The organism is Armatimonadota bacterium (assembly GCA_028871815.1).
Classification (GTDB): Bacteria; Armatimonadota; Chthonomonadetes; order Chthonomonadales; family Chthonomonadaceae; genus REEB205.
The window spans coordinates 190,304-207,969 of sequence record JAGWMJ010000007.1 but is presented as its reverse complement, the minus strand read 5'-3'; the positions used below and the strand labels follow the sequence as shown (position 1 = coordinate 207,969).

The following is a 17,666-nucleotide window of genomic DNA, read 5'->3' as shown; positions in this document are numbered from 1 at the left end:
CGCAGCGCTTCACGCTGCTTAGCCGTGCGATATCTGCGCCGTTTGAAGCGCTGCAACGCCGGAACCGGCCCGCCGTCTTAAGAGAGTCCAATCGCTCCTGGACCCGTCGGTCGCTACGAGCCTTGTCTTTGGTGTCGTCCTGGCTAGTCAACGTGCTGCCCAGGTTCCACACAGGCTCGCACCCATCAGCAGCACGTCGAACGTACATTCGGAGACGAGTGCCCTCGCGATTCCGGTTTACTCCTCGATCTGACCGAGGGAGCCGGCATTGGCCTGACGACCGGCCGAGCCGACAATCGCGTTACAGAGGTCTTCCTTCGCTGCTGTAGAACGGCCATGTGCCATCAAGCGCTCCTTCCCCCAATTGCTGGCCCGCTCCTGGCGGGTAGATTCGGGGATGGCTACTGTTTTTGGTTACCGAGACGCATTCGAAACTCACCCTGTGAAATACTTTCGTTGACACGCATTCGCCGCTCCGGTATACTCGCGAAACGATGCCGGGTAGTGCAGCGGTAGCACAACTGACTCTGGATCAGTAGGTCGAGGGTTCGAATCCTTCCCCGGCAGCCAAACTTGCGCCCCGATGTGGGTCTTGCGTTGCTGTGACTGCGTGCGATGGCGACCCTCGCACGGTAACGCAGACGCGCCGGACCGGTGAGGTAGTACCAGCGCTGCTGCTCGCGGTGCATCTCTTGCGGAGCGGCAGCCGGTAGCAGCCATGGAGTGAACGTTGTCACGAACCAGGCGATGCCAGAACTGCGGCCATGAGGTCCGATTTCGGGATGTAAAGTGCAAGCGCTGCGGCAGGCAGGTTGCAGGCAAGGACTGGATGATATTTGCCGCACTCCTCGTGACAGTTGCCTTACTCGGCGTCGCCATGGCGCGTTTCATGCATTAGCCCTTACGGAACTTGCCGGGAACTGTTACATCTATTGCATCCGTAAGCAGGAATTGATGCACAGGTGTCGAACTGCAACCTGCGGCTTGGCGCCGGCCATGGCGGACTGCCCGTAGACTCCGCATCTCCACTTCTCGAACCATGCCGGGGCGTGCGTCCCCGAATCCACCGTCAACGCGGATTTCAACGCGAAAGGCAAGCAAAAATGCGTTTCCATCATTCCATTCTTCGGGCCGGCGTGCTTGCAGCCGTCGGCATCGCAGTCGCCATGCTCCCCGGTACGGCTCGCGCCGATACGGATGGCGGCTATAGCTGCTCGGTGCTCGGAACGGCAATTCCAAGCGTCACCGCCAAGAGCCTGCACGTCGACTACATGGGCGTGCGCTACTACATGTGCTGTGGCGGATGTCCTTCGCAGTTCAGTGCCAACCCGACCAAGTACATCAAGGCTGCCGCAAAAACCAGGAACGTTATCGGCGCCTCGCTGTTCGACCCCGTGACCACAGCACGGGTCCTGCCGGACAAGGCAGTAGCCCACGCCGATTACGGCAATGTTCGCTACTTTTTCGCCTCGAAAGACGACCTGGCAACGTTTAACAAGGATCCCAAGAAGTACACGGTAACGCCGAAATCGGAAGTGCTCTACTGCGCCGTGATGAACCAGAAGATTGCCTCCTCGGACAAGGCGTCGAACTACAGTGACCTGAAGGGCGTGCGCTACTACTTCTGCTGCACCAGCTGCAAGGCGCCTTTCGACAAGAATCCGTCGCAATACACCGACGGGCTCGACGCGCGCATCAAGGCGGCGACACCCTCCAAATAGCATCGCGCATCATCTGTGCGACCAATACGAGGCGCCCCGGCTGCACTCTGGCGGCCGGGGCGCTCATCGTTAGTCCGCGTTGAATCCCGGTTTCCATCGTCCGGCGCCGCGCCAGCGCTTGCGCTCGTCCAGTTCATCGATCTGTCCGGCAGCGATGCCGGCTCGACGGCAACGCGTTACGCAGAGGATCACGACCCGAGAGCGGTGTCTCACGATGCCTTATAGGTTCCTCAGCCAGCCCTGCGTGGCCGGGCGGTATAATCTGTGCCGTCCGCCTGCCCGGTTCCATCCCACTTTGTGGCCCAATATGCGGCAGACCATGGAGACCTCGTTTGCACCCTGCACCCGTTACGTACGTTCACGCAGTATGGTTGGGCCTGCTCCAGGGCCTTACCGAGTTCCTTCCTGTCAGCAGCACGGCGCACATGGATGTGGTGCCGCAGCTGTTCCATCAGCGCGACCCCGGCGCTGCGTTCTCGGCCATCGCCCAACTCGGGCCGATAATCGCCATTGTTCTCTACTTCTGGAGTGATATCGGCCGGTACATCAAAGGAATAATCCGTACCCGCACACCCCGGAATGTAGCTGCCGATGATCTGGACGCCCGTCTCGGCTGGTATACGCTCCTCGGCACCATACCCATCATCATTTTCGGCGTTCTGCTGGAAAAGAAGATCGATACATCGTTCCGCCGCCTTCCGGTAGTGGCTGCCAGCCTCATCCTGCTGGGCCTTGTACTGTGGGTCTCTGAGATTATCGGCAAAAAGCGGACGAAGCTGGATCAAATGACCATGGCAGACAGTCAGGTGGTCGGCTGGGCGCAAGTTCTGGCGCTGGTGCCGGGAGCCTCCCGATCCGGCGTGACGATCACTGCCGGGCTGTTCCGGAACTTTGATCGTGAGACTGCGGCGCGATTCAGCTTCCTGCTCAGCATTCCCGCGATAACCGCGGCGGGCCTCTACAAGCTGCTCAAATCGCTCAAAGCCGGCGGCCTCGCCGGCGCAGCGGGACCCGGTATTGTAGCCGCAGTGGTAGCGGGTCTGCTGGCCTACGTGGTAATTCGCTGGTTCCTTGGTTACATGAAAGAGCACAATACCGGCATCTTCATTGCGTACCGCATCCTGGCCGGCCTTGCCATACTCTGGCTGCTGCACGCCGGAACCATCAAGGAGAAGCCCGTCAAGCGTAACGCGGCAGTAATCAGCGCAGCCCGTTTGGCCAGCCGTCCACCAAACTCCGCCCCTCTCCGCTCTTGAGAGCAGCGTCGGGTCCGCCAACGCGGACCCGACCCGCCTCGTCCAGTATAGGCCCAGCTACCGGCCCATGGCCTTCAGGTTTTTGAGGCACTTGTCGACGCACTCCAGCGGAGGGAACGCGTAGCTCTCCTGCTCCACGATGTACCATTGCGTGCCCGCACTGGTTTCGCAGAGGCGGAAGATCTCCTGCCACGGAATGTCGCCTTCGCCGATAAGCGCCTGATCCCAACCCTGCTTGTACTCCTTGAGATGTACCGTGAGGGCCCGGCCCGGATATCGCTCCAGAAACGGCGGCGCATCGGCGCCGCCATGCATGGCGTTGCCGGTGTCAAATTGCATCACCACATCGGAGCGCGTGGCGCCAAAGAAGGTATCCCAGGGCAGCTCGCCATCCAGGGGCGTGAATTCCGTGTGGTGGTTGTGGTAACCCACCTGCATGTCCAGCGGCTCCAGATCGGCGGCGATCCCGTTGATCACCCTGGCCGTCTCCTGCCACGCCGCTCGGGACTCCGTTCGCTCGCGCGGCAGGCCCGGCACAATCAGAAACCGGTTGCCGATCGTCTTGTTAAACTCCACGGTCTCCGTCAGCTTCGGCCCAAGGAGTGTATCGATTCCCGTGTGTGTGCCGCAGCATTTGAGACCATTCTCATCCAGCAAGGCGCGCAACTCGGCTGCCGTCCGGCCGTAGTATCCGGCGAACTCCACGCCCTCGTAGCCCATACCGGCAACCGCCTTGAGCACACCCGGTAGATCGCGCGCGCAATCCTCTCGCACGGAGTAGAGCTGAAGCGCAATTGGTATTCGAGACATCCTTGACCTTTCTCCTGAGTTGTGGCCGGCGCGGCGCCGCCGACGGCTGCGTGGCAGTGCGAGCGCGTGTTCGCGACCGCTGCGTCAGGTTCCTGCCGCTCCGGTGACGCGGAGGCGCTTCGGCCAGCGTGCTTCAGCCCAGTCCATCCGGTTCCCAATTGGCGGTGTCGGCCTCATCCGGAATCGCGCCGAGCAGCTCGACGAGCCGTGAGATTCCGGTGAGGCTCATCCTCACCACCGGCAGGTGCACTCCGTCGCTCGGCAGCGCTATGGACAGCGTATGCGCCAGAGGCGTGAACAGCACCGTTTGACTGCCGCTTCGCGACGACGTGAGGTGCAGAGTCAGACCGAGCCGCTCGAGCCGCTCCGCCATCCGGATTCCCACAGTTGGATCGATGAAATTGCGGCCCTCAAATATCCGGATAGCTGGAGTATCGAGCCGGCCTTCGCCAAGCGCGCCAATTGACGGCACGTCGGCATTTACGATCAGCCGCAGGTTAGGTGCTCGGCGCTGCAGCCATACCACAGCTTTCCGGGCGACCTCCATCGCGCACTCCTCCGCCATTACGAACAGCGCAGCCACGCCGGGAACGCTGTGCGTTCGGGCGGCTTCGGCAGCTGCGTATGCCGTTACGCGCGGGTCCAGCGCCTTGCCCGATAGCAGGTCTCCATCGATCTCGGCATCCTGCCGGAACGTGAACACAGTTCGGTACGGCCGAATCGCTTCGCCATCCAGAACCAGTTTCTGCCCCAGGTCCACGTCCCCGGAGGAGGGAGTGGTTACCGCGCGCGCTGAAACGTCGAAGGCGGCATCTCCCGATTCCGCCAGGTAGTCCATGGCCTGAAGTCGAGCGTCGGCAAACACTTGTGCGGTATTGCCCCAGTGGCGGGTTGTCCATCCGCCGCCATCCTCGCCACCTGCTGGACCGTAGACGCACCCACCGACCTCGTCCACGTGCGATACATACAGCGTGTGGATGGCCTCCGGCGCGCCGCAGTGAAACAGGCAGAATCCGTCGCTGACAAACTCGGCTTCCCAGCCCTCGCCAAAAAACGTCCGCAGCAGCCGCATCACAGGCGCGCACGCGGTGCCGACCGAGGGCGCTTCGGAGAGAGCTTTCAGGAAGCAGGTGTCCAGGGCGGTCATTAATGGCCCCGCCGCGGCCGCTTCATGCGTAATCGGCACCCAACGGCCCGAGTGTCTGCCACGGTGATAGGGTTGTTTGCAGCCAGCGCCGCGAGCGCGTCCGCCAGCGGAGCGGCGCCATCTGGACCCATGACGGCGCCGTGGTAGTGAACGGTGCCGCTGCGGTCGATCACCCATACTTCCGGCGTGGCGACCGCCTGAAGCGCGCGCGTCACATGACCGCTGCGGTCCATGGCGGCTGGAAAGTTCCAGCCGTATTGGGTCGTGAAAGCGCGTACCTGGGAACCTGTTTCATTCCAGTTTGGGTCCACACCAACAAACTGCACGCCGGATGTAGAGTTCGCCGCCGCAAGCGAGGCGATCTTCGATGCGGCGCGGATCGACTCAGGGCAAGTGGTGGAGAAAAGAACCACCACCGTAAGCCGGGCGTTTGCCGCCGGGCACTCCGCCGTCCGCTTGCCATCCACGGCCGGCAGGCGAAAACTGGGTGCCGGGAGCCCGGAAGACACGTGCCACGTGCCGGAAAGCTCCTCCTCCAGGGTAGCTCCGTGCGTGCTCACCACACCGGCGGAACCCAGCGCAAGCCGCATGGCGTTATCTACCGTTGAGATGCGACCCTTCTTATTGATAATAAACGTCACACGTTCGGCATATCCGGACGAACCAAGGACACCATAAGCCCGGGAAACCGATTTCGACGTATCCGCAAGGATGGGATAGTTCAGGTGGTTCTTCTCGGCGAACTTCTGCTTGGAAGCCACATCCTGCACACTGATTCCCCACACCACCGCTCCGGCCTTCAGATAATCGGCCATGTGATCCCTCAGGGAACACGCTTCGGCCGTTCAACCAGGTGTATCGTCGGCCGGATAGAATGCCAGCACAACCGTATGTCCGCGTTCGGCAAACAGGTGCCTCGGTGTGTTCGTCTGGTCCGGCAGCGTGAAATCGGGCGCCATATCGCCCACCTTCAGCTCCGGATCGGCCGGTTTTTGCTGAGCCCCCGCGAAGACGCACGACACAACCATCAACAGGACGGCCGCAGCCGCCAAGCTCCATCTCCTCATCATTGGTACTCCTTCGTCAGGCGTCGACAGGTTGCAGCAGCATCGCCTTCACCCGTTCGCCGGCCCGAATGGCTCCGCCGCCGGCCGGCAGCAGCGCCAACGCATTGGCGCGGGCCAGCGATATCAGCATACCGGAACCCTGGCCCACAGCGGTACGCAACACTGCGCCGTCTTCACCGAATTCGACCGCTGCGCGCAGATACTCGTCCCTCACGGGATCGCACTGCAGATCCTTTGTTGCCACGGCTGTAACCCAACGGTCCGCCTCCGGGTGGCGCGCACCGGCCAGCTTCCGCAGCGCCGGAAGCACGAACAGGACGAAGGTTACAAACGCTGAAGCCGGGTTGCCGGGAAGGCCAAAGAAAAGCGTCTTGTCGATCCGGCCAAATGCAAAGGGTTTGCCGGGCTTTACGGCAACGCGCCATAGATCGAGAGTTCCCAGCTGCTCCACGGCCGGCTTGACGAAGTCGCGATCGCCCACCGAGACGCCGCCCGCGGCGATGATCACGTCGGCCGGTTCGGGTTGTTTGGCAAAGCGCGCCAGGTGCCGCAGCGTATCCTCCAGACTGTCAGCCGCGTGTGCCGTCTCGCAGCACTCGGCCCCGGCATCGCTGATAAGCGCCTTCAACATCAAACGGTTGGTGTTTACCACGGCGCCGAACGGCGCTTCGCCGAACGCCCCCGCATCCAGCACCTCATCGCCGGTCGTCAGCACGGCCACGCGCGGGCGGCGGGCGAACAGCGCGCCGCCTGGCGCCGCAGTCAGCAGCAGCGGCGCCGCCGCAGCGGTAATCCGGAATCCGGCCGGCAGCACTTCGGCGCCGGCGGCACACTCGGCCCCAGCGGGGCGAATGTACGCACCACAACGCACCTCGGCGTGCAGCATGATGCCTTCTGCGGTGACCTGCACATCCTCCTGCATCACAATGGCATCTGCGCCCGTCGGCACCGGCGCACCGGTCAGGATGCGGACGCAGCGGCCTGTTGTCACCGGCGGTGGCGGCCCGCCGCCAGCCACACTGGATCCCGTCAGTCGTAGCGAGGCAGGGCTGTGAGCCGATGCAGCAGCTACGTCACCGGCAATTACGGCGTAACCATCCACGGCAGAACTGTCGAATGCGGGAATGGGCTGTACGGCCAACAGAGGCGTGGCGAGCCGCCGACCGACAGCCGCCTCTGACGGCAGGTATTCGACTTCCAAAGGAGAAATACCATCCAGTATCGCTGCACGCGTCTCCTCAACCCGCCGCATGCTGTCCTCGCTTTCCGCCTTGCGGCCCGCAGCGCGGATTATACCTTTGCGCGTCGGCTGCGATGCCGGCGATTACCGAGTAGGCTGCTGGTACGTGATCGGATAAAGTCAACATGCAACCTGGTCAGGGCTCCGTGGCTGTCATCAGCGGCGGTTTGGGCGACATCGGGCAGGCGATTGTACGTGCCTTCTGCCGCGCCGGCTGTCGTGTTGCAGTGTGCGACCTTGCACCGCCGGAAAGTGCGGCGCCGTTACTGGCCGAACTTGGCTCAGCGGGCTCGTTTCATTACGCCCAGGTGGATGTCTCCGACGCCGCCGCTGTCGATGTATGGCTCAACGATCTGGAGTCGCAGTTCGGATGCCCAAGCTATGTTGTGCCAAATGCCGCCATAGTAACACGCGTCCCGGCCCTGGAGATGACGGCTCAGCAGTGGCAGCGCGAACTTGCCGTCAACCTCAACGGCGCCTACTTCCTGGCTGCATCGGCGGCTCGTAAGATGACGGCATGCGGGACGCCGGGCCGAATCGTATTCGTTGGGAGCTGGGCTGCCCACGCGCCACATCCGCAGATAATCGCATACTCGACGGCCAAGGCTGGCTTGCGCATGATGGCGCAGTGCCTCGCACTGCAGCTTGCGCCTGCCGGCATTCTGGTCAATGAAGTGGCGCCGGGCTACGTGGATGCTGGATTGAGCGCACAGCTTTTTCGTGAGGATCCCGGTCTCCGTGATGCCGCCGCGGCCCGCACACCACTGCGCAGGTTGATCGAGCCGGATGAAGTGGCTGACGCTGTGATCTGGCTGTGCAGTGATTCATCGCGGAACTGCACCGGCAGCGTACTGCTGATGGATGGTGGGCTGAGCCTGATGACGCCGGCCGGAGCGGCTCGGTGAACTCCGACTACCGGTACGTTGAGCCATCGTGGGCCGGCTGGGCCGGCGTGGCCGTCACGGATATTACGCCGCCCGTCGGCATCTACGCCCGCAACTGGGGCGCCGCGCAACACGACGTGGCTTCCGGAGTGCACCAGCCGCTGCAGTTGGCGGCATTAGTGCTGCGGCCGTCGCAGCGCGGCCCAGCCCGCGTACTGCTCACTGCCGATCTTGGCTGGTGGCGTGAGACATCTGATGAATGGTTTGTGCGCGGTGGGCTGTTGTTCGCGCACGGCCTCTCGCCCGATTCGGTCGTAATGGCGCTCAGTCACACCCACGCCGGTCCAACGATTTCACGAGCAGCGGCAGCCAATCGGCCCGGCGGCGACCGCGTGCCGGCCTATATTGAACGGCTTAGAGACCTGGCGATCAGCACCGTGCGCACGGCTATGGCCGCCGCCAAGCCATGCACCATCACCTGGGGCAGCGGCGCCTGCGACCTCGCCTGCAACCGCGATTTGCCCGATCCGGCAGCTAACCGCATGGTGTGTGGCTTCCATCCCGGGGTCGCAGCCGACAATACGCTCCTGGTGGGCCGGATTACCGGTTCCAACGGAACCACGATGGCTACACTGGTGAACTACGCATGCCATCCGACCACACTGGCTGCCGAAAACCAACTGATCTCACCGGACTTCGTTGGTGCGATGCGCCACCTGGTGGAGCGGCACACGGGTGGTGCGCCCTGCCTGTTCTTGCAAGGCGCCTCCGGCGAGCTCGCGCCGCGCCGTCAGTACTGCTCTGAGCCGGCTGTGGCCGAGTCGGGCGGACGGCAGCTGGGTTTCGCGGTACTATCGGCACTGGAAGGAATGCTGCCGGCCCGAACCGGGCTGGAGTTTGACCGCGTGCAGGAATCGGGCGCGCCGCTCGCGCTGTGGCGTGAAACTCCGACGCAGCCGTCATCCACGCTGGTTTGCCGGAAGGTCATGGTACGGCTTGCCCTCAATGCGTCATCCGATCCGCCGGAGCCCACCGATGACGATCCGTCTGCGGTTGCGGCGGCAAGAGAGCGCCGGGAGAGACGCGCTCTGGTGCGGCAATCGGTGGGAGACGGCGACGCCTATAGCTGCCCGCTCTGGGTGTGGCGCGTTGGCGACGCCGCTCTCGTCGCTCAGCCAAACGAAGCCTACTCTGCTCTCCAGCAGAGCCTGCGCCGCAGATTTCCGCGCCTGGCCATCATGGTAGTGAACGTTGCAAACGGCCATATCGGCTATCTGCCGCCGAAAGAAGCGTGGGCCGGTAACCTCTATCAGGCATGGCAAACTCCGTACGCTCCAGGCTGTCTGGAGGCGGTGACGGAAGCGGCCGGCGACACCATCGAGGAGCTGTTTCCCGTATCATGACTTTGAAGCCACCCATCACCGGCTCGGCATACATTGCGGCACGCGCGGCGGAGAGCTTGCCGGGCGGCACCGTTTCGTATAACCGCCGGATGCAGCCGGAGCTGGCATTTACACGCGCTCACGGCCCTTACATGTGGGATGCCGATGGGCGCCGCTACCTCGATTTTCATGCGGCGTTCGCTCCCTTTCTGCTGGGTCACGCGAACACCGAAGTCGATGAGGCGGTGGTCGCGGCCATTACGGATCGGGCGCCGCTCGCCGGTGCAGGCGTCACGCCGATGGAAGTGGACGCCGCCGAACTGTTTCTCCAGTGCGTGCGTACGGCCGAGCAGGTGCAGTTCACCACCAGCGGTTCTGAGGCCACCTACCATGCTCTCCGGCTGGCCCGAGCCGTGACGGGCCGCAGCCATATCGTGGTGATGCAGGGCGGCTACAACGGCTGGCACGATCATGTTGCCTGCAATGTGATGACTCCGCTTTCGGAACTGGGCCCACGCGTATCGCCAGGGGAGTATCCGTACCTGCCGATGACGGCGGGTGTGGCGGCCGGCGTGGCTGAAACGGTACATCCGATCAACTTCAACGATTTGGATTCGGCCCGACTGATGCTCGAGAAGTATCCGGTCGCAGCCGTCATTACCGAACCGATCCTGCAAAACGTCGGCATCATCAAGCCGCAGCCCGGCTACCTGGCCGGCCTGCAGAACATGTGCCGTGATGCGGGTGCGCTTTTCATTCTCGACGAGATCAAGACCGGCTTCCGCCATGCGTTGGGCGGATGGCAATCCATCGAGATGCTCAGCCCGGACCTCTCGGTGTTTGGCAAAGCCATCGCCAACGGCTATGCCCTGGGAGCTGTAGCAGGCTCGCGCACGGTAATGGAAAGATTCGCCGCGCCGGATGTCGCCGATCGCGTACTGATCGGCGGCACCTATAATGGGCATCCTGCGCCTATGGCTGCGGCGATTGCCACCATGCGACTCCTGCAGCGCGACGAATTCAGCCTCTATCCAAGACTCGATTCTCTCGGCGCTCGAATGCAGGCTGGGCTCGAGGCCGCGGCCTCTGATCTTGGCCTAACAGCAACTGTAGCGCGCCAAGGGTCGGCGTACTGCCTCTATTTCATGGACCATCTGCCCGTGGATTGGCACGATATCCTTCTGCATCACAACTTTGCCGCCGACGTGGAGTACCGTCGTCGGCTGATCGACGCAGGAGTGTTCCACTTCCCAGTCGCCACCAAGCAGAGCAGCATAAGCACCGCACACTCGGAGTATCACATCGATCTGGCGGTTAAGGAGGCAGCGAGGGCGATGGAGGCGCTGCCCGTCTGATGCCCCAGTACGACGCCGCGGATTGAGGAGGTTCGGATGCCTTTGTATGCCGGCGTAGCCGAGGTTGACATCACGCCGCCCCTGGGCGTCTGGATGGGCGGATATGGCTTCCGTTCGGAAGGCGCGCGCGACGTGCACGACCCCCTCTTTGCTCGCGCGCTGGTGCTGGATAACGGCTGCTGCCGCCTGGTGCTTCTGGTTGCCGACCTCATCACGTTGGATCAGGACCTGGTGCATGCGGTTCGCACCGGCGTCGGAGAGAAGCTGTGCGTGCCACTGGAAAACGTGATGCTGCACTGCACGCACACGCATGCCGGGCCGCTTACGCAGAGTTACCGCGCGATGGGCGTACGCGATGAGCCATACGTCCAGATGCTCTGCCGGAAACTGGTGTCAACGGCGCAACTGGCTGCGATGCGCCTGCAGCCCGCTCGAATCACCTATGGTGACGCCTCCGTGCAGATCGGCGTCAACCGCAGGAACCGTGACCCGCAGCGCGGTTCGCCCGGTGTCAATCTCGCCGGATCGGTGGACGGCGCCGTGCAGTGCGTGTGCATCAACACGCCGGAAGGAAATGCGATCGCGGTAGCGTTTCTACACGCTTGCCACCCAACCACGATGGGCGGCGATAACCTTGCAATCTCGGCAGAGTGGCCCGGCGCCGCAGTCTCAGCGCTGCGCCAAAGGCTGGATACCGAAGCCGTGGAGGCCGGCAGGAGGCAAGATGCCATGGCGATCGCGCTGCAGGGCTGCTGTGGCGATATCAACCCGCATCCGCGCGGCACGTGGGAACAGGTGGCAGAGTACGGTGCACGGGTTGCGAATGCCGCCCATGCTGCCCGATGGGCAGCCCATGTGCGCGCCGGAGAGAGTCTGGAGGCACGGTGCGAGGTGGTGAACCTGCCGCTGCTGCCGGCGCCACCTTTGGAGGAGTTGCGCGCCGAAGAGGCGCAGTGGGACCAAACCCTGACGGATGAACGCAAGAACGGCAATGTTGGGCGCATTCTGCACGCCGATGCCCGCCGTCAGTGGGCTCGTGATGCGATGGTCTCGGAAGCCACACAGCAGCCGATTGAACTGCAGTGCTTCCACGTAGGTGGAATCAGGATTCTGGGAATACCGGCGGAGGTTTTTGTGCAGTACCAGCTCGACTTTGTCAAACAGTCGCCGGAACCGGCGCTGGTTCTAGGCTATGTCAACGGCTGCTGGAACTACCTGCCCACGGCGGCAGAGTTTCCACTCGGGGGTTACGAAGTGGCGGCTGCATATCGGTACTACGGCACGCGAATGTTCGCGCCCGAGTGCGAACGGCTGGTCCGCGATGCCGCCTACCGTCTGCTTGGCGTTGCCGACGCCGATACAGCGCCGTTTCCACTGGTTGGCTGAGGCCGCAAGTTCAGTACGGCTTGTGGAGATTCACCGTCGGTGGCGCGAAGGTTTGCGTCCATACCTTCCAGCCGGCGTGGCCGTCGGTGAACACAAAGTTTGAGCCGCCGTTGTGACGGTGCGTTGCAATCGCCCCGGTAAAGGCATCCATTTCGTCTGCCGGAGCAGCGGGGTTGATCGGCGGATAGAACCATGGGTGGTAGATGTCGTCGCAGAAGGGTGGCGCTGCAGGCGTGCCTTCCGCGACGCTCCGCCGCTCCGCGAACAGGATCGTGGACGATGGAGAAACCACACCCGCGTCGGTGATGCCCCAAACAAAGTAGCCGTTTACCAGGTACGAGATCACATGCGGACCGCCAATGTTGATAACGTCCGGGCAGTTCGAGTCGAATGGCGCCGGATCGTCCGGACACGCGAACAGTCTCTGCTGGTAGAGTACGTCCTCGGTGCTGGCGCCGCCATGACCCGTGTACGGAAGGATCATAGCGAACATGGAGCCGGTATCGGGATTTTCGATACTGCCGTCGGCGTCGTCTACGTCGGGCGCGCCGTCCGTGCGTTTCGTCTGCGGAAACGTGCTGTCGTAGTCATCCATATACATGCGCGTCGCGAGGCCTATTTGCCGCATATTGCTGAGGCACGCGGTCTTGCGCGCCGCTTCACGAGCCTGACCGAAAACCGGAAACAGAATCGCTGCCAATACGGCAATTATAGCGATAACTACTAAAAGCTCGATCAGTGTAAACGCGCGCAGGTGCTTCATCTTGTACATCCTGTCCACACCCGATTCGCACGACTGAGCGATTCCGCCCGCCTTGCGATGTTTCCTGCCAAAACGGCGCCGGACCACAAGCCGCGCACCGTGCTACACTACCCGACATGACGCAGATGGACGCCCAAACCGTGGCTGAAGAGTGGGGCCCGGCCGTTCGTAACCTTCCACTTCGCCTGCGGTCGGTTTTGCGCGCCGGTGAGCCGATGTGCCGTCACACCAGCCTGCGCGTTGGCGGTCCGGCCGATTGGTTTGCCGAAGTTGATGACAGCAACATATTGGCGGAATTGGTGCAGACGGCGCAGTCAGCCCGGCTCCCTTACTTTCTGTTAGGTGAGGGCACCAATATCTGCGTCAGCGATCGCGGGGTACGAGGGCTTGTCATCCACAACCGGTGCCACAGCCTCGATCTCGGTAGGCGATGTACGGTGGAAACCGGTCACAACCTGATGAGGCTCTTCCTTTTGGCGATGCGCGCCGAACTCTCCGGGCTGGAGTACGCAGTTGGTATTCCCGGTTCGGTAGGCGGCGCTCTTGCCTCCAATGCCGGCGCGTACCAGGCGCAGATTTGCGATCTGGTCGAAGAGGTCGAGGTCGTGGATGAGGGTTTGCGCCAGTGGAGGCCCGCTGCATGGATGGAGTTTCGATATCGCGATAGCCGCTTGCGGCGCTCAGCCGCCGAACGGCCTGTGGTGCTGTCCGCTCGCATGCGCCTTCTGCCCTCCACGCACAAAGCGATCCGCGAAAAAGCGCGGAAGTTACAGACTCAGCGCATCTTGTCGCAGCCGTGGGAGTCTTCTGCGGGCAGCTTCTTCAAGAACTCAGTGAACCATGCGCTGGCGCAAACGGTGCCGAATATCCGGCCCGAGGCTCGCGCCGCCGACAAGGTTCCAACCGCGGCGCTTTCAGAGGCGTGCGGCATGAAGGGCTTCCGGTTTGGCGGCGCAGCAATCTCGGCCCGTCATGCCAACTTCATTGTGAACTGCGGTGGCGCCACCGCCGGCGACGTACGCACTGTTGCCGATACGCTCAAGCGCCGCGTCCTGGAGCAGTTCGGCCTGGCGCTGGAGGAAGAGGTTATGTACGTCGGCGACTGGAGCGGCTGGCCGGAGAGCGACGGCTGACAGGTCGGTGCGTTTAACTGACGACCACGTTAACCAGCTTGTCCGGAACCACGATGACGCGGCGGATAGTTTTACCCTCGAGCCATGGCTGTACCCGCTCCGCTGCCAGTGCCATTTCCTGCAGCTCGGCATCCGGCGTGCCCGGTGCGGCCTCCAACTGTGCTCGCAGCTTGCCGTTCACTTGCACAACCACTGTGATGGCATCCAGAATCAGCATCGCCGGATCGCACGCCGGCCACGGCTGCTCCAGCGTGAAGCCGGTTTTGCCCAGCATTTCCCACAGTGTGTCGGCCAGGTGCGGCGCGGCTGGTGATATCAACAAGGGCAGGGTCTCCAGGAATTCGGAGGCCGCAAGCTGTTCATCCGCCGATGGACGCCGCGTGGCGACATCGTTTCGGAAAGCCGACGCCCGATTCACGAGCCCCATCAACGCGGCAACGGCCGTGTTGAGTCGGAACTCCTCAATATCTCCAGTCACCTTGTGAATCGTGGCGTGCAGCGAACGCCGCAACACAAGGGCTCCAGGCTCGGATGGAGCCGGCTGATTGCGCCAATCGGCGGTATAAATCGGCAGCAGGTCACGGTAGACCTGCCACAGACGCTGAACCCATTTTGCCATGGCGTCAATGCCCGATTCGTTCCATTTCACCGTATCCTCAAACGGCGCAGCGAACATTCCAAACAGCCGAAGACTGTCTGCGCCGTACTGCTCGGCCATGGCGTCGGGCGTCACAACATTGAAGAGGCTCTTGCTCATCTTCACCCAGCGATACTGCACCTTCTCAGGTGGAAAGGTCGCCAGCTCATCCGGCTTCAGTGGCTTCCAATCCTCGATCAGCTCTCCGGCATCGCCCTCGTCACCCTCCACCTCCTCCGCCTGCACCACCTCACGGCCAGGCGTGTGGGCTAGCAGCATGCCCTGATTTCGCAGCCTCGTGAACGGCTCGTCGAACGTTATCAGGCCGGCATCGTGAATCACCTTGGTCCAGAACCTTGCGTACAGCAGGTGCATCACCGCGTGCTCGGCGCCACCAACGTACAGATCCACGGGAAGCCATCGGCGAACCGCTTCCTGTGAGAACGGTTCACTGCCGTTATGCGGATCGGCGAATCGCAGGAAGTACCACGAAGAGCAGGCGAACCCGGCCATCGTATCGGTCTCCCGCCGTGCAGGCGCTCCACACTTGGGGCACGACACGTTCACAAACTCCGGCACGTTAGCCAACGGCGACTCACCACCGAGGCCAGATTCATAGCGGCTCAAGTCCGGCAGCAGCACGGGCAAGTCTGCCTCAGGCACCGGCTCCTCGCCGCAAACATCGCAGTGAATTATCGGTATCGGCGCGCCCCAATAGCGCTGACGTGAGATCAGCCAGTCGCGAAGCCTGTAGTTCACCTGCTCGTGGCCGATTCGTCGGTCTTCCAGCCACCGGATGACGGCGCCTACTGTCTCCTTGTCATTTGGCGCCCCAGCAAATGGAAACGGGCGGTCTGGAGTGCCAAAGTCCACCATCGACCCACCGGCAGGCTCCGCACGCTCCATCTCAGCTTCCGGCGGTGACTCCGGCGTCCGGTAGACCCATCGGACCTCAATGCCGTACTTCCGTGCAAACTCAAAGTCACGTTGATCGTGCGCCGGTACGGCCATAATGGCTCCAGTACCGTAGCCCATCAGCACGTAGTCGGCAATCCAGATCGGTATCGCCTCTCCGTTCACCGGATTTACAGCAAACGAGCCGGTGAACACGCCGGTTTTTGGCCGTTCGGTGCTCTGTCGATCGATCTCTGTCAGCGCTGCCGCACGGTCGCGGTATGCCTCCACTTCTGCACTGCGGTCCGCTGTGGTCAAATCCGGAACAAGCGGGTGCTCCGGGGCCAGCACCATAAAGGTGGCGCCCCACAAGGTGTCTGGCCGCGTTGTGAATACGCAAAGTGTCTCCGGCAACCCCTGCAGTCCAAAAACCACCTCGGCGCCCTGGCTTTTACCAATCCAGGCACGCTGCATGGCGCGAATGCCCTCGGGCCAGGCCAGTCCATCCAGCGTGTCTAGCAACCGTTCGGCATAGGCGGTAATCCTGAAATACCACTGTGGCATCGGCCGCTTTTCTACCAGGGACTCACATCGCCAGCAGCGGTTGGCTACAACCTCCTCGTTTGCGATTCCAGTCCGGCAGCTGGGGCACCAGTTGATCGGCGCCGTCTGCCGGTACGCCAGACCGCGACGGTAGAGCAGCAGGAAGAAGTACTGGGTCCAGCGATAGTATTCAGGATCGCTCGAGTTGATTTCACGATCCCAATCGTACGAGATGCCGATCAGCTTCAGTTGGTGCTTGTAGTTGGCAGCGTAACGCGGTACCAGGTCTCGCGGGCTGACGCGAAGCCGCATCGCCGCGTTTTCGGCCGGCTGGCCGAACGCGTCCCAGCCCATGGGGTGCAGCACGTCGTAGCCAGCCATCCGCTTCATGCGGGCGTATACATCCAGCGGCACGTAGTTGCGGCAGTGGCCTACGCTGATACCGGCGCCGGACGGATACGGGAAGAAATCGAGCGCATAAAGCTTGGGACGGCTGCTGTCCTCCGGCGTCCGGAAGAGGCCGGCCCGTTCCCATAGGGCCTGCCATTTGCTCTCCGCAGCGTTAAAGTCGTATCGGTCCGGAGTCTCTTCGGGTGAACTCATCTTGCTCTGGCCGTCGTCCTGGATTTGCGCCACACGCTATAGATAACAAACAGACCGGCGCGCGTGTTGCGGCTGCCGGGTTGAGAGCGCATAAACCGGCCGCGTCACTAACCGAGCGCCGGCGCGTACGGCAGTGGATCCCGGCAGCCGGGGAAGGGGTCGATTGAGGAGCGGGTCGTTCACCGCATTCGGAGGCGCGCAAATGCGTCAATACCTGCCCAACTCACGCCCCACGCCGCCCATTATACGGCCCATGCCGCGCTTTTGCAACACGCCTGTTAGCCAACGGCGCCCGAGGTCAGCCCGTTTTCTGCTCCGCCTGGCTGGGGTTTGGGCGAAGTGGCATGATGCCGGCTGGATCCTGCAGGATGTCGGCGATCACGATCGACCGAAACCGCTGCTCCATAAGTTCCAGCACTTCATCAATGCTCCGGTGGAGTGGGCACAACTGCTCCGCATGAGCCGGAAGTCCCAGCGGGCATTCCAGGATGCGGTGCAGTGGATCCACGGCCTGTACTACTTCATAGATCGAAAGCGCGTTGGCTGGTCGAACCAGCGCGAATCCGCCGTGCATGCCTCGCTGGGCGCGTACGACCCTGGCTTTGGCCAATGCGTTCAGTACTTTGGCCAGGTAAGGACGTGGCATTTGTGTAGCGGCGCCGATCTGCTCGGTGGTTTGCGGTGAGTCGCTGAATTGGGCAAGATGCACAACGGCGCGCAATGCGTACTCTGCGGTTTGAGAAATCACGTTGCGCTGCGTACCTTTACGCGTCGGCCGGCCCTGCAGTTTGAATTGTAGATATATGCGTCCATATGTAGGAGGGTACCCGAAACCTGGAAGGCGG

General features: G+C 62.5%; 16 protein-coding genes and 1 tRNA gene. 9 read left to right on the top strand and 8 right to left on the bottom strand.

Annotation, left to right across the window (positions count from 1 at the left end; genetic code table 11):
• Nucleotides 1-495: 495 nt before the first annotated feature.
• From KGJ62_10230 to uppP, 4 genes are all read left to right on the top strand, one after another.
• Nucleotides 496-570: transfer RNA gene (locus KGJ62_10230), tRNA-Gln, on the top strand.
• 160 nt (nt 571-730) lie between these two features.
• Nucleotides 731-898: a zinc-ribbon domain-containing protein gene (locus KGJ62_10225; GenBank protein MDE2126955.1), complete on the top strand. Its 168-nt coding sequence runs from the start codon at nt 731-733 to the stop codon at nt 896-898.
• Between the two features lie 205 nt (nt 899-1,103).
• Nucleotides 1,104-1,721, top strand: coding sequence for a YHS domain-containing protein (locus tag KGJ62_10220; GenBank protein MDE2126954.1), 618 nt, complete (start codon nt 1,104-1,106; stop codon nt 1,719-1,721).
• Nucleotides 1,722-2,053: 332 nt separating this feature from the next.
• Nucleotides 2,054-2,977, top strand: coding sequence for an undecaprenyl-diphosphatase UppP (uppP, locus tag KGJ62_10215; GenBank protein ID MDE2126953.1), 924 nt, complete (start codon nt 2,054-2,056; stop codon nt 2,975-2,977).
• Between the two features lie 57 nt (nt 2,978-3,034).
• Here uppP and KGJ62_10210 read toward each other — a convergent pair whose 3' ends face one another.
• From KGJ62_10210 to KGJ62_10190, 5 genes are all read right to left on the bottom strand, one after another.
• The gene (locus tag KGJ62_10210; GenBank protein MDE2126952.1) at nt 3,035-3,787 is read right to left on the bottom strand and encodes a sugar phosphate isomerase/epimerase; all 753 of its coding nucleotides are present in this window, start codon (nt 3,785-3,787) and stop codon (nt 3,035-3,037) included.
• A 133-nt stretch (nt 3,788-3,920) separates the two neighbouring features.
• Complete coding sequence (locus KGJ62_10205; GenBank protein MDE2126951.1) at nt 3,921-4,934, bottom strand: hypothetical protein; 1,014 nt, start codon at nt 4,932-4,934, stop codon at nt 3,921-3,923.
• Nucleotides 4,934-5,749, bottom strand: a complete 816-nt coding sequence (locus KGJ62_10200) for a redoxin domain-containing protein (GenBank protein MDE2126950.1) — start codon at nt 5,747-5,749, stop codon at nt 4,934-4,936. The genes KGJ62_10205 and KGJ62_10200 overlap by 1 nt, the downstream gene beginning before the upstream one ends.
• Before the next feature lie 30 nt (nt 5,750-5,779).
• The gene (locus tag KGJ62_10195; protein MDE2126949.1) at nt 5,780-5,962 is read right to left on the bottom strand and encodes a redoxin domain-containing protein; all 183 of its coding nucleotides are present in this window, start codon (nt 5,960-5,962) and stop codon (nt 5,780-5,782) included.
• Nucleotides 5,963-6,017: 55 nt separating this feature from the next.
• Nucleotides 6,018-7,253, bottom strand: coding sequence for a molybdopterin molybdotransferase MoeA (locus tag KGJ62_10190; protein ID MDE2126948.1), 1,236 nt, complete (start codon nt 7,251-7,253; stop codon nt 6,018-6,020).
• A 113-nt stretch (nt 7,254-7,366) separates the two neighbouring features.
• On the opposite strand from KGJ62_10190, the gene KGJ62_10185 reads away from it, so the two are divergent.
• The 4 genes from KGJ62_10185 to KGJ62_10170 are packed head-to-tail and all read left to right on the top strand — an operon-like array spanning nt 7,367 to nt 12,248.
• On the top strand, nt 7,367-8,146 hold the full coding sequence (locus tag KGJ62_10185) for an SDR family oxidoreductase (GenBank protein MDE2126947.1): 780 nt from the start codon (nt 7,367-7,369) through the stop codon (nt 8,144-8,146).
• The gene (locus KGJ62_10180) at nt 8,143-9,528 is read left to right on the top strand and encodes a neutral/alkaline non-lysosomal ceramidase N-terminal domain-containing protein (protein ID MDE2126946.1); all 1,386 of its coding nucleotides are present in this window, start codon (nt 8,143-8,145) and stop codon (nt 9,526-9,528) included. The genes KGJ62_10185 and KGJ62_10180 overlap by 4 nt, the downstream gene beginning before the upstream one ends.
• On the top strand, nt 9,525-10,862 hold the full coding sequence (locus KGJ62_10175; GenBank protein ID MDE2126945.1) for an aminotransferase class III-fold pyridoxal phosphate-dependent enzyme: 1,338 nt from the start codon (nt 9,525-9,527) through the stop codon (nt 10,860-10,862). Before KGJ62_10180 ends, KGJ62_10175 begins: the two co-directional genes overlap by 4 nt.
• A 36-nt stretch (nt 10,863-10,898) precedes the next feature.
• Nucleotides 10,899-12,248 carry a neutral/alkaline non-lysosomal ceramidase N-terminal domain-containing protein gene (locus KGJ62_10170; GenBank protein MDE2126944.1) on the top strand — a complete coding sequence of 450 codons (1,350 nt, stop codon included), beginning with the start codon at nt 10,899-10,901 and terminating at the stop codon, nt 12,246-12,248.
• Nucleotides 12,249-12,258: 10 nt separating this feature from the next.
• Here KGJ62_10170 and KGJ62_10165 read toward each other — a convergent pair whose 3' ends face one another.
• Nucleotides 12,259-13,011 carry a DUF1559 domain-containing protein gene (locus KGJ62_10165; GenBank protein ID MDE2126943.1) on the bottom strand — a complete coding sequence of 251 codons (753 nt, stop codon included), beginning with the start codon at nt 13,009-13,011 and terminating at the stop codon, nt 12,259-12,261.
• 116 nt (nt 13,012-13,127) lie between these two features.
• Here KGJ62_10165 and murB point away from each other — a divergent pair, with 116 nt between their 5' ends.
• Nucleotides 13,128-14,144 carry a UDP-N-acetylmuramate dehydrogenase gene (murB, locus tag KGJ62_10160; GenBank protein ID MDE2126942.1) on the top strand — a complete coding sequence of 339 codons (1,017 nt, stop codon included), beginning with the start codon at nt 13,128-13,130 and terminating at the stop codon, nt 14,142-14,144.
• Between the two features lie 13 nt (nt 14,145-14,157).
• Here murB and leuS read toward each other — a convergent pair whose 3' ends face one another.
• Both leuS and KGJ62_10150 read right to left on the bottom strand, forming a co-directional pair.
• The gene (gene leuS / locus KGJ62_10155) at nt 14,158-16,821 is read right to left on the bottom strand and encodes a leucine--tRNA ligase (GenBank protein MDE2126941.1); all 2,664 of its coding nucleotides are present in this window, start codon (nt 16,819-16,821) and stop codon (nt 14,158-14,160) included.
• A 298-nt stretch (nt 16,822-17,119) separates the two neighbouring features.
• Nucleotides 17,120-17,569: an Rrf2 family transcriptional regulator gene (locus tag KGJ62_10150; GenBank protein ID MDE2126940.1), complete on the bottom strand. Its 450-nt coding sequence runs from the start codon at nt 17,567-17,569 to the stop codon at nt 17,120-17,122.
• Between the last annotated feature and the right edge of the window lie 97 nt (nt 17,570-17,666).

Coding starts and splice junctions, on each gene's coding strand:
- KGJ62_10220 (MDE2126954.1), top strand. CDS start 1,104: ATGCGTTTCCATCATTCCATTCTTCGGGCCGGCGTGCTTGCAGCCGTC.
- KGJ62_10210 (MDE2126952.1), bottom strand. CDS start 3,787: ATGTCTCGAATACCAATTGCGCTTCAGCTCTACTCCGTGCGAGAGGAT.
- KGJ62_10205 (MDE2126951.1), bottom strand. CDS start 4,934: ATGACCGCCCTGGACACCTGCTTCCTGAAAGCTCTCTCCGAAGCGCCC.
- KGJ62_10200 (MDE2126950.1), bottom strand. CDS start 5,749: ATGGCCGATTATCTGAAGGCCGGAGCGGTGGTGTGGGGAATCAGTGTG.
- KGJ62_10195 (MDE2126949.1), bottom strand. CDS start 5,962: ATGGTTGTGTCGTGCGTCTTCGCGGGGGCTCAGCAAAAACCGGCCGAT.
- KGJ62_10190 (MDE2126948.1), bottom strand. CDS start 7,253: ATGCGGCGGGTTGAGGAGACGCGTGCAGCGATACTGGATGGTATTTCT.
- KGJ62_10185 (MDE2126947.1), top strand. CDS start 7,367: ATGCAACCTGGTCAGGGCTCCGTGGCTGTCATCAGCGGCGGTTTGGGC.
- KGJ62_10175 (MDE2126945.1), top strand. CDS start 9,525: ATGACTTTGAAGCCACCCATCACCGGCTCGGCATACATTGCGGCACGC.
- KGJ62_10170 (MDE2126944.1), top strand. CDS start 10,899: ATGCCTTTGTATGCCGGCGTAGCCGAGGTTGACATCACGCCGCCCCTG.
- KGJ62_10165 (MDE2126943.1), bottom strand. CDS start 13,011: ATGAAGCACCTGCGCGCGTTTACACTGATCGAGCTTTTAGTAGTTATC.
- murB (MDE2126942.1), top strand. CDS start 13,128: ATGACGCAGATGGACGCCCAAACCGTGGCTGAAGAGTGGGGCCCGGCC.
- leuS (MDE2126941.1), bottom strand. CDS start 16,821: ATGAGTTCACCCGAAGAGACTCCGGACCGATACGACTTTAACGCTGCG.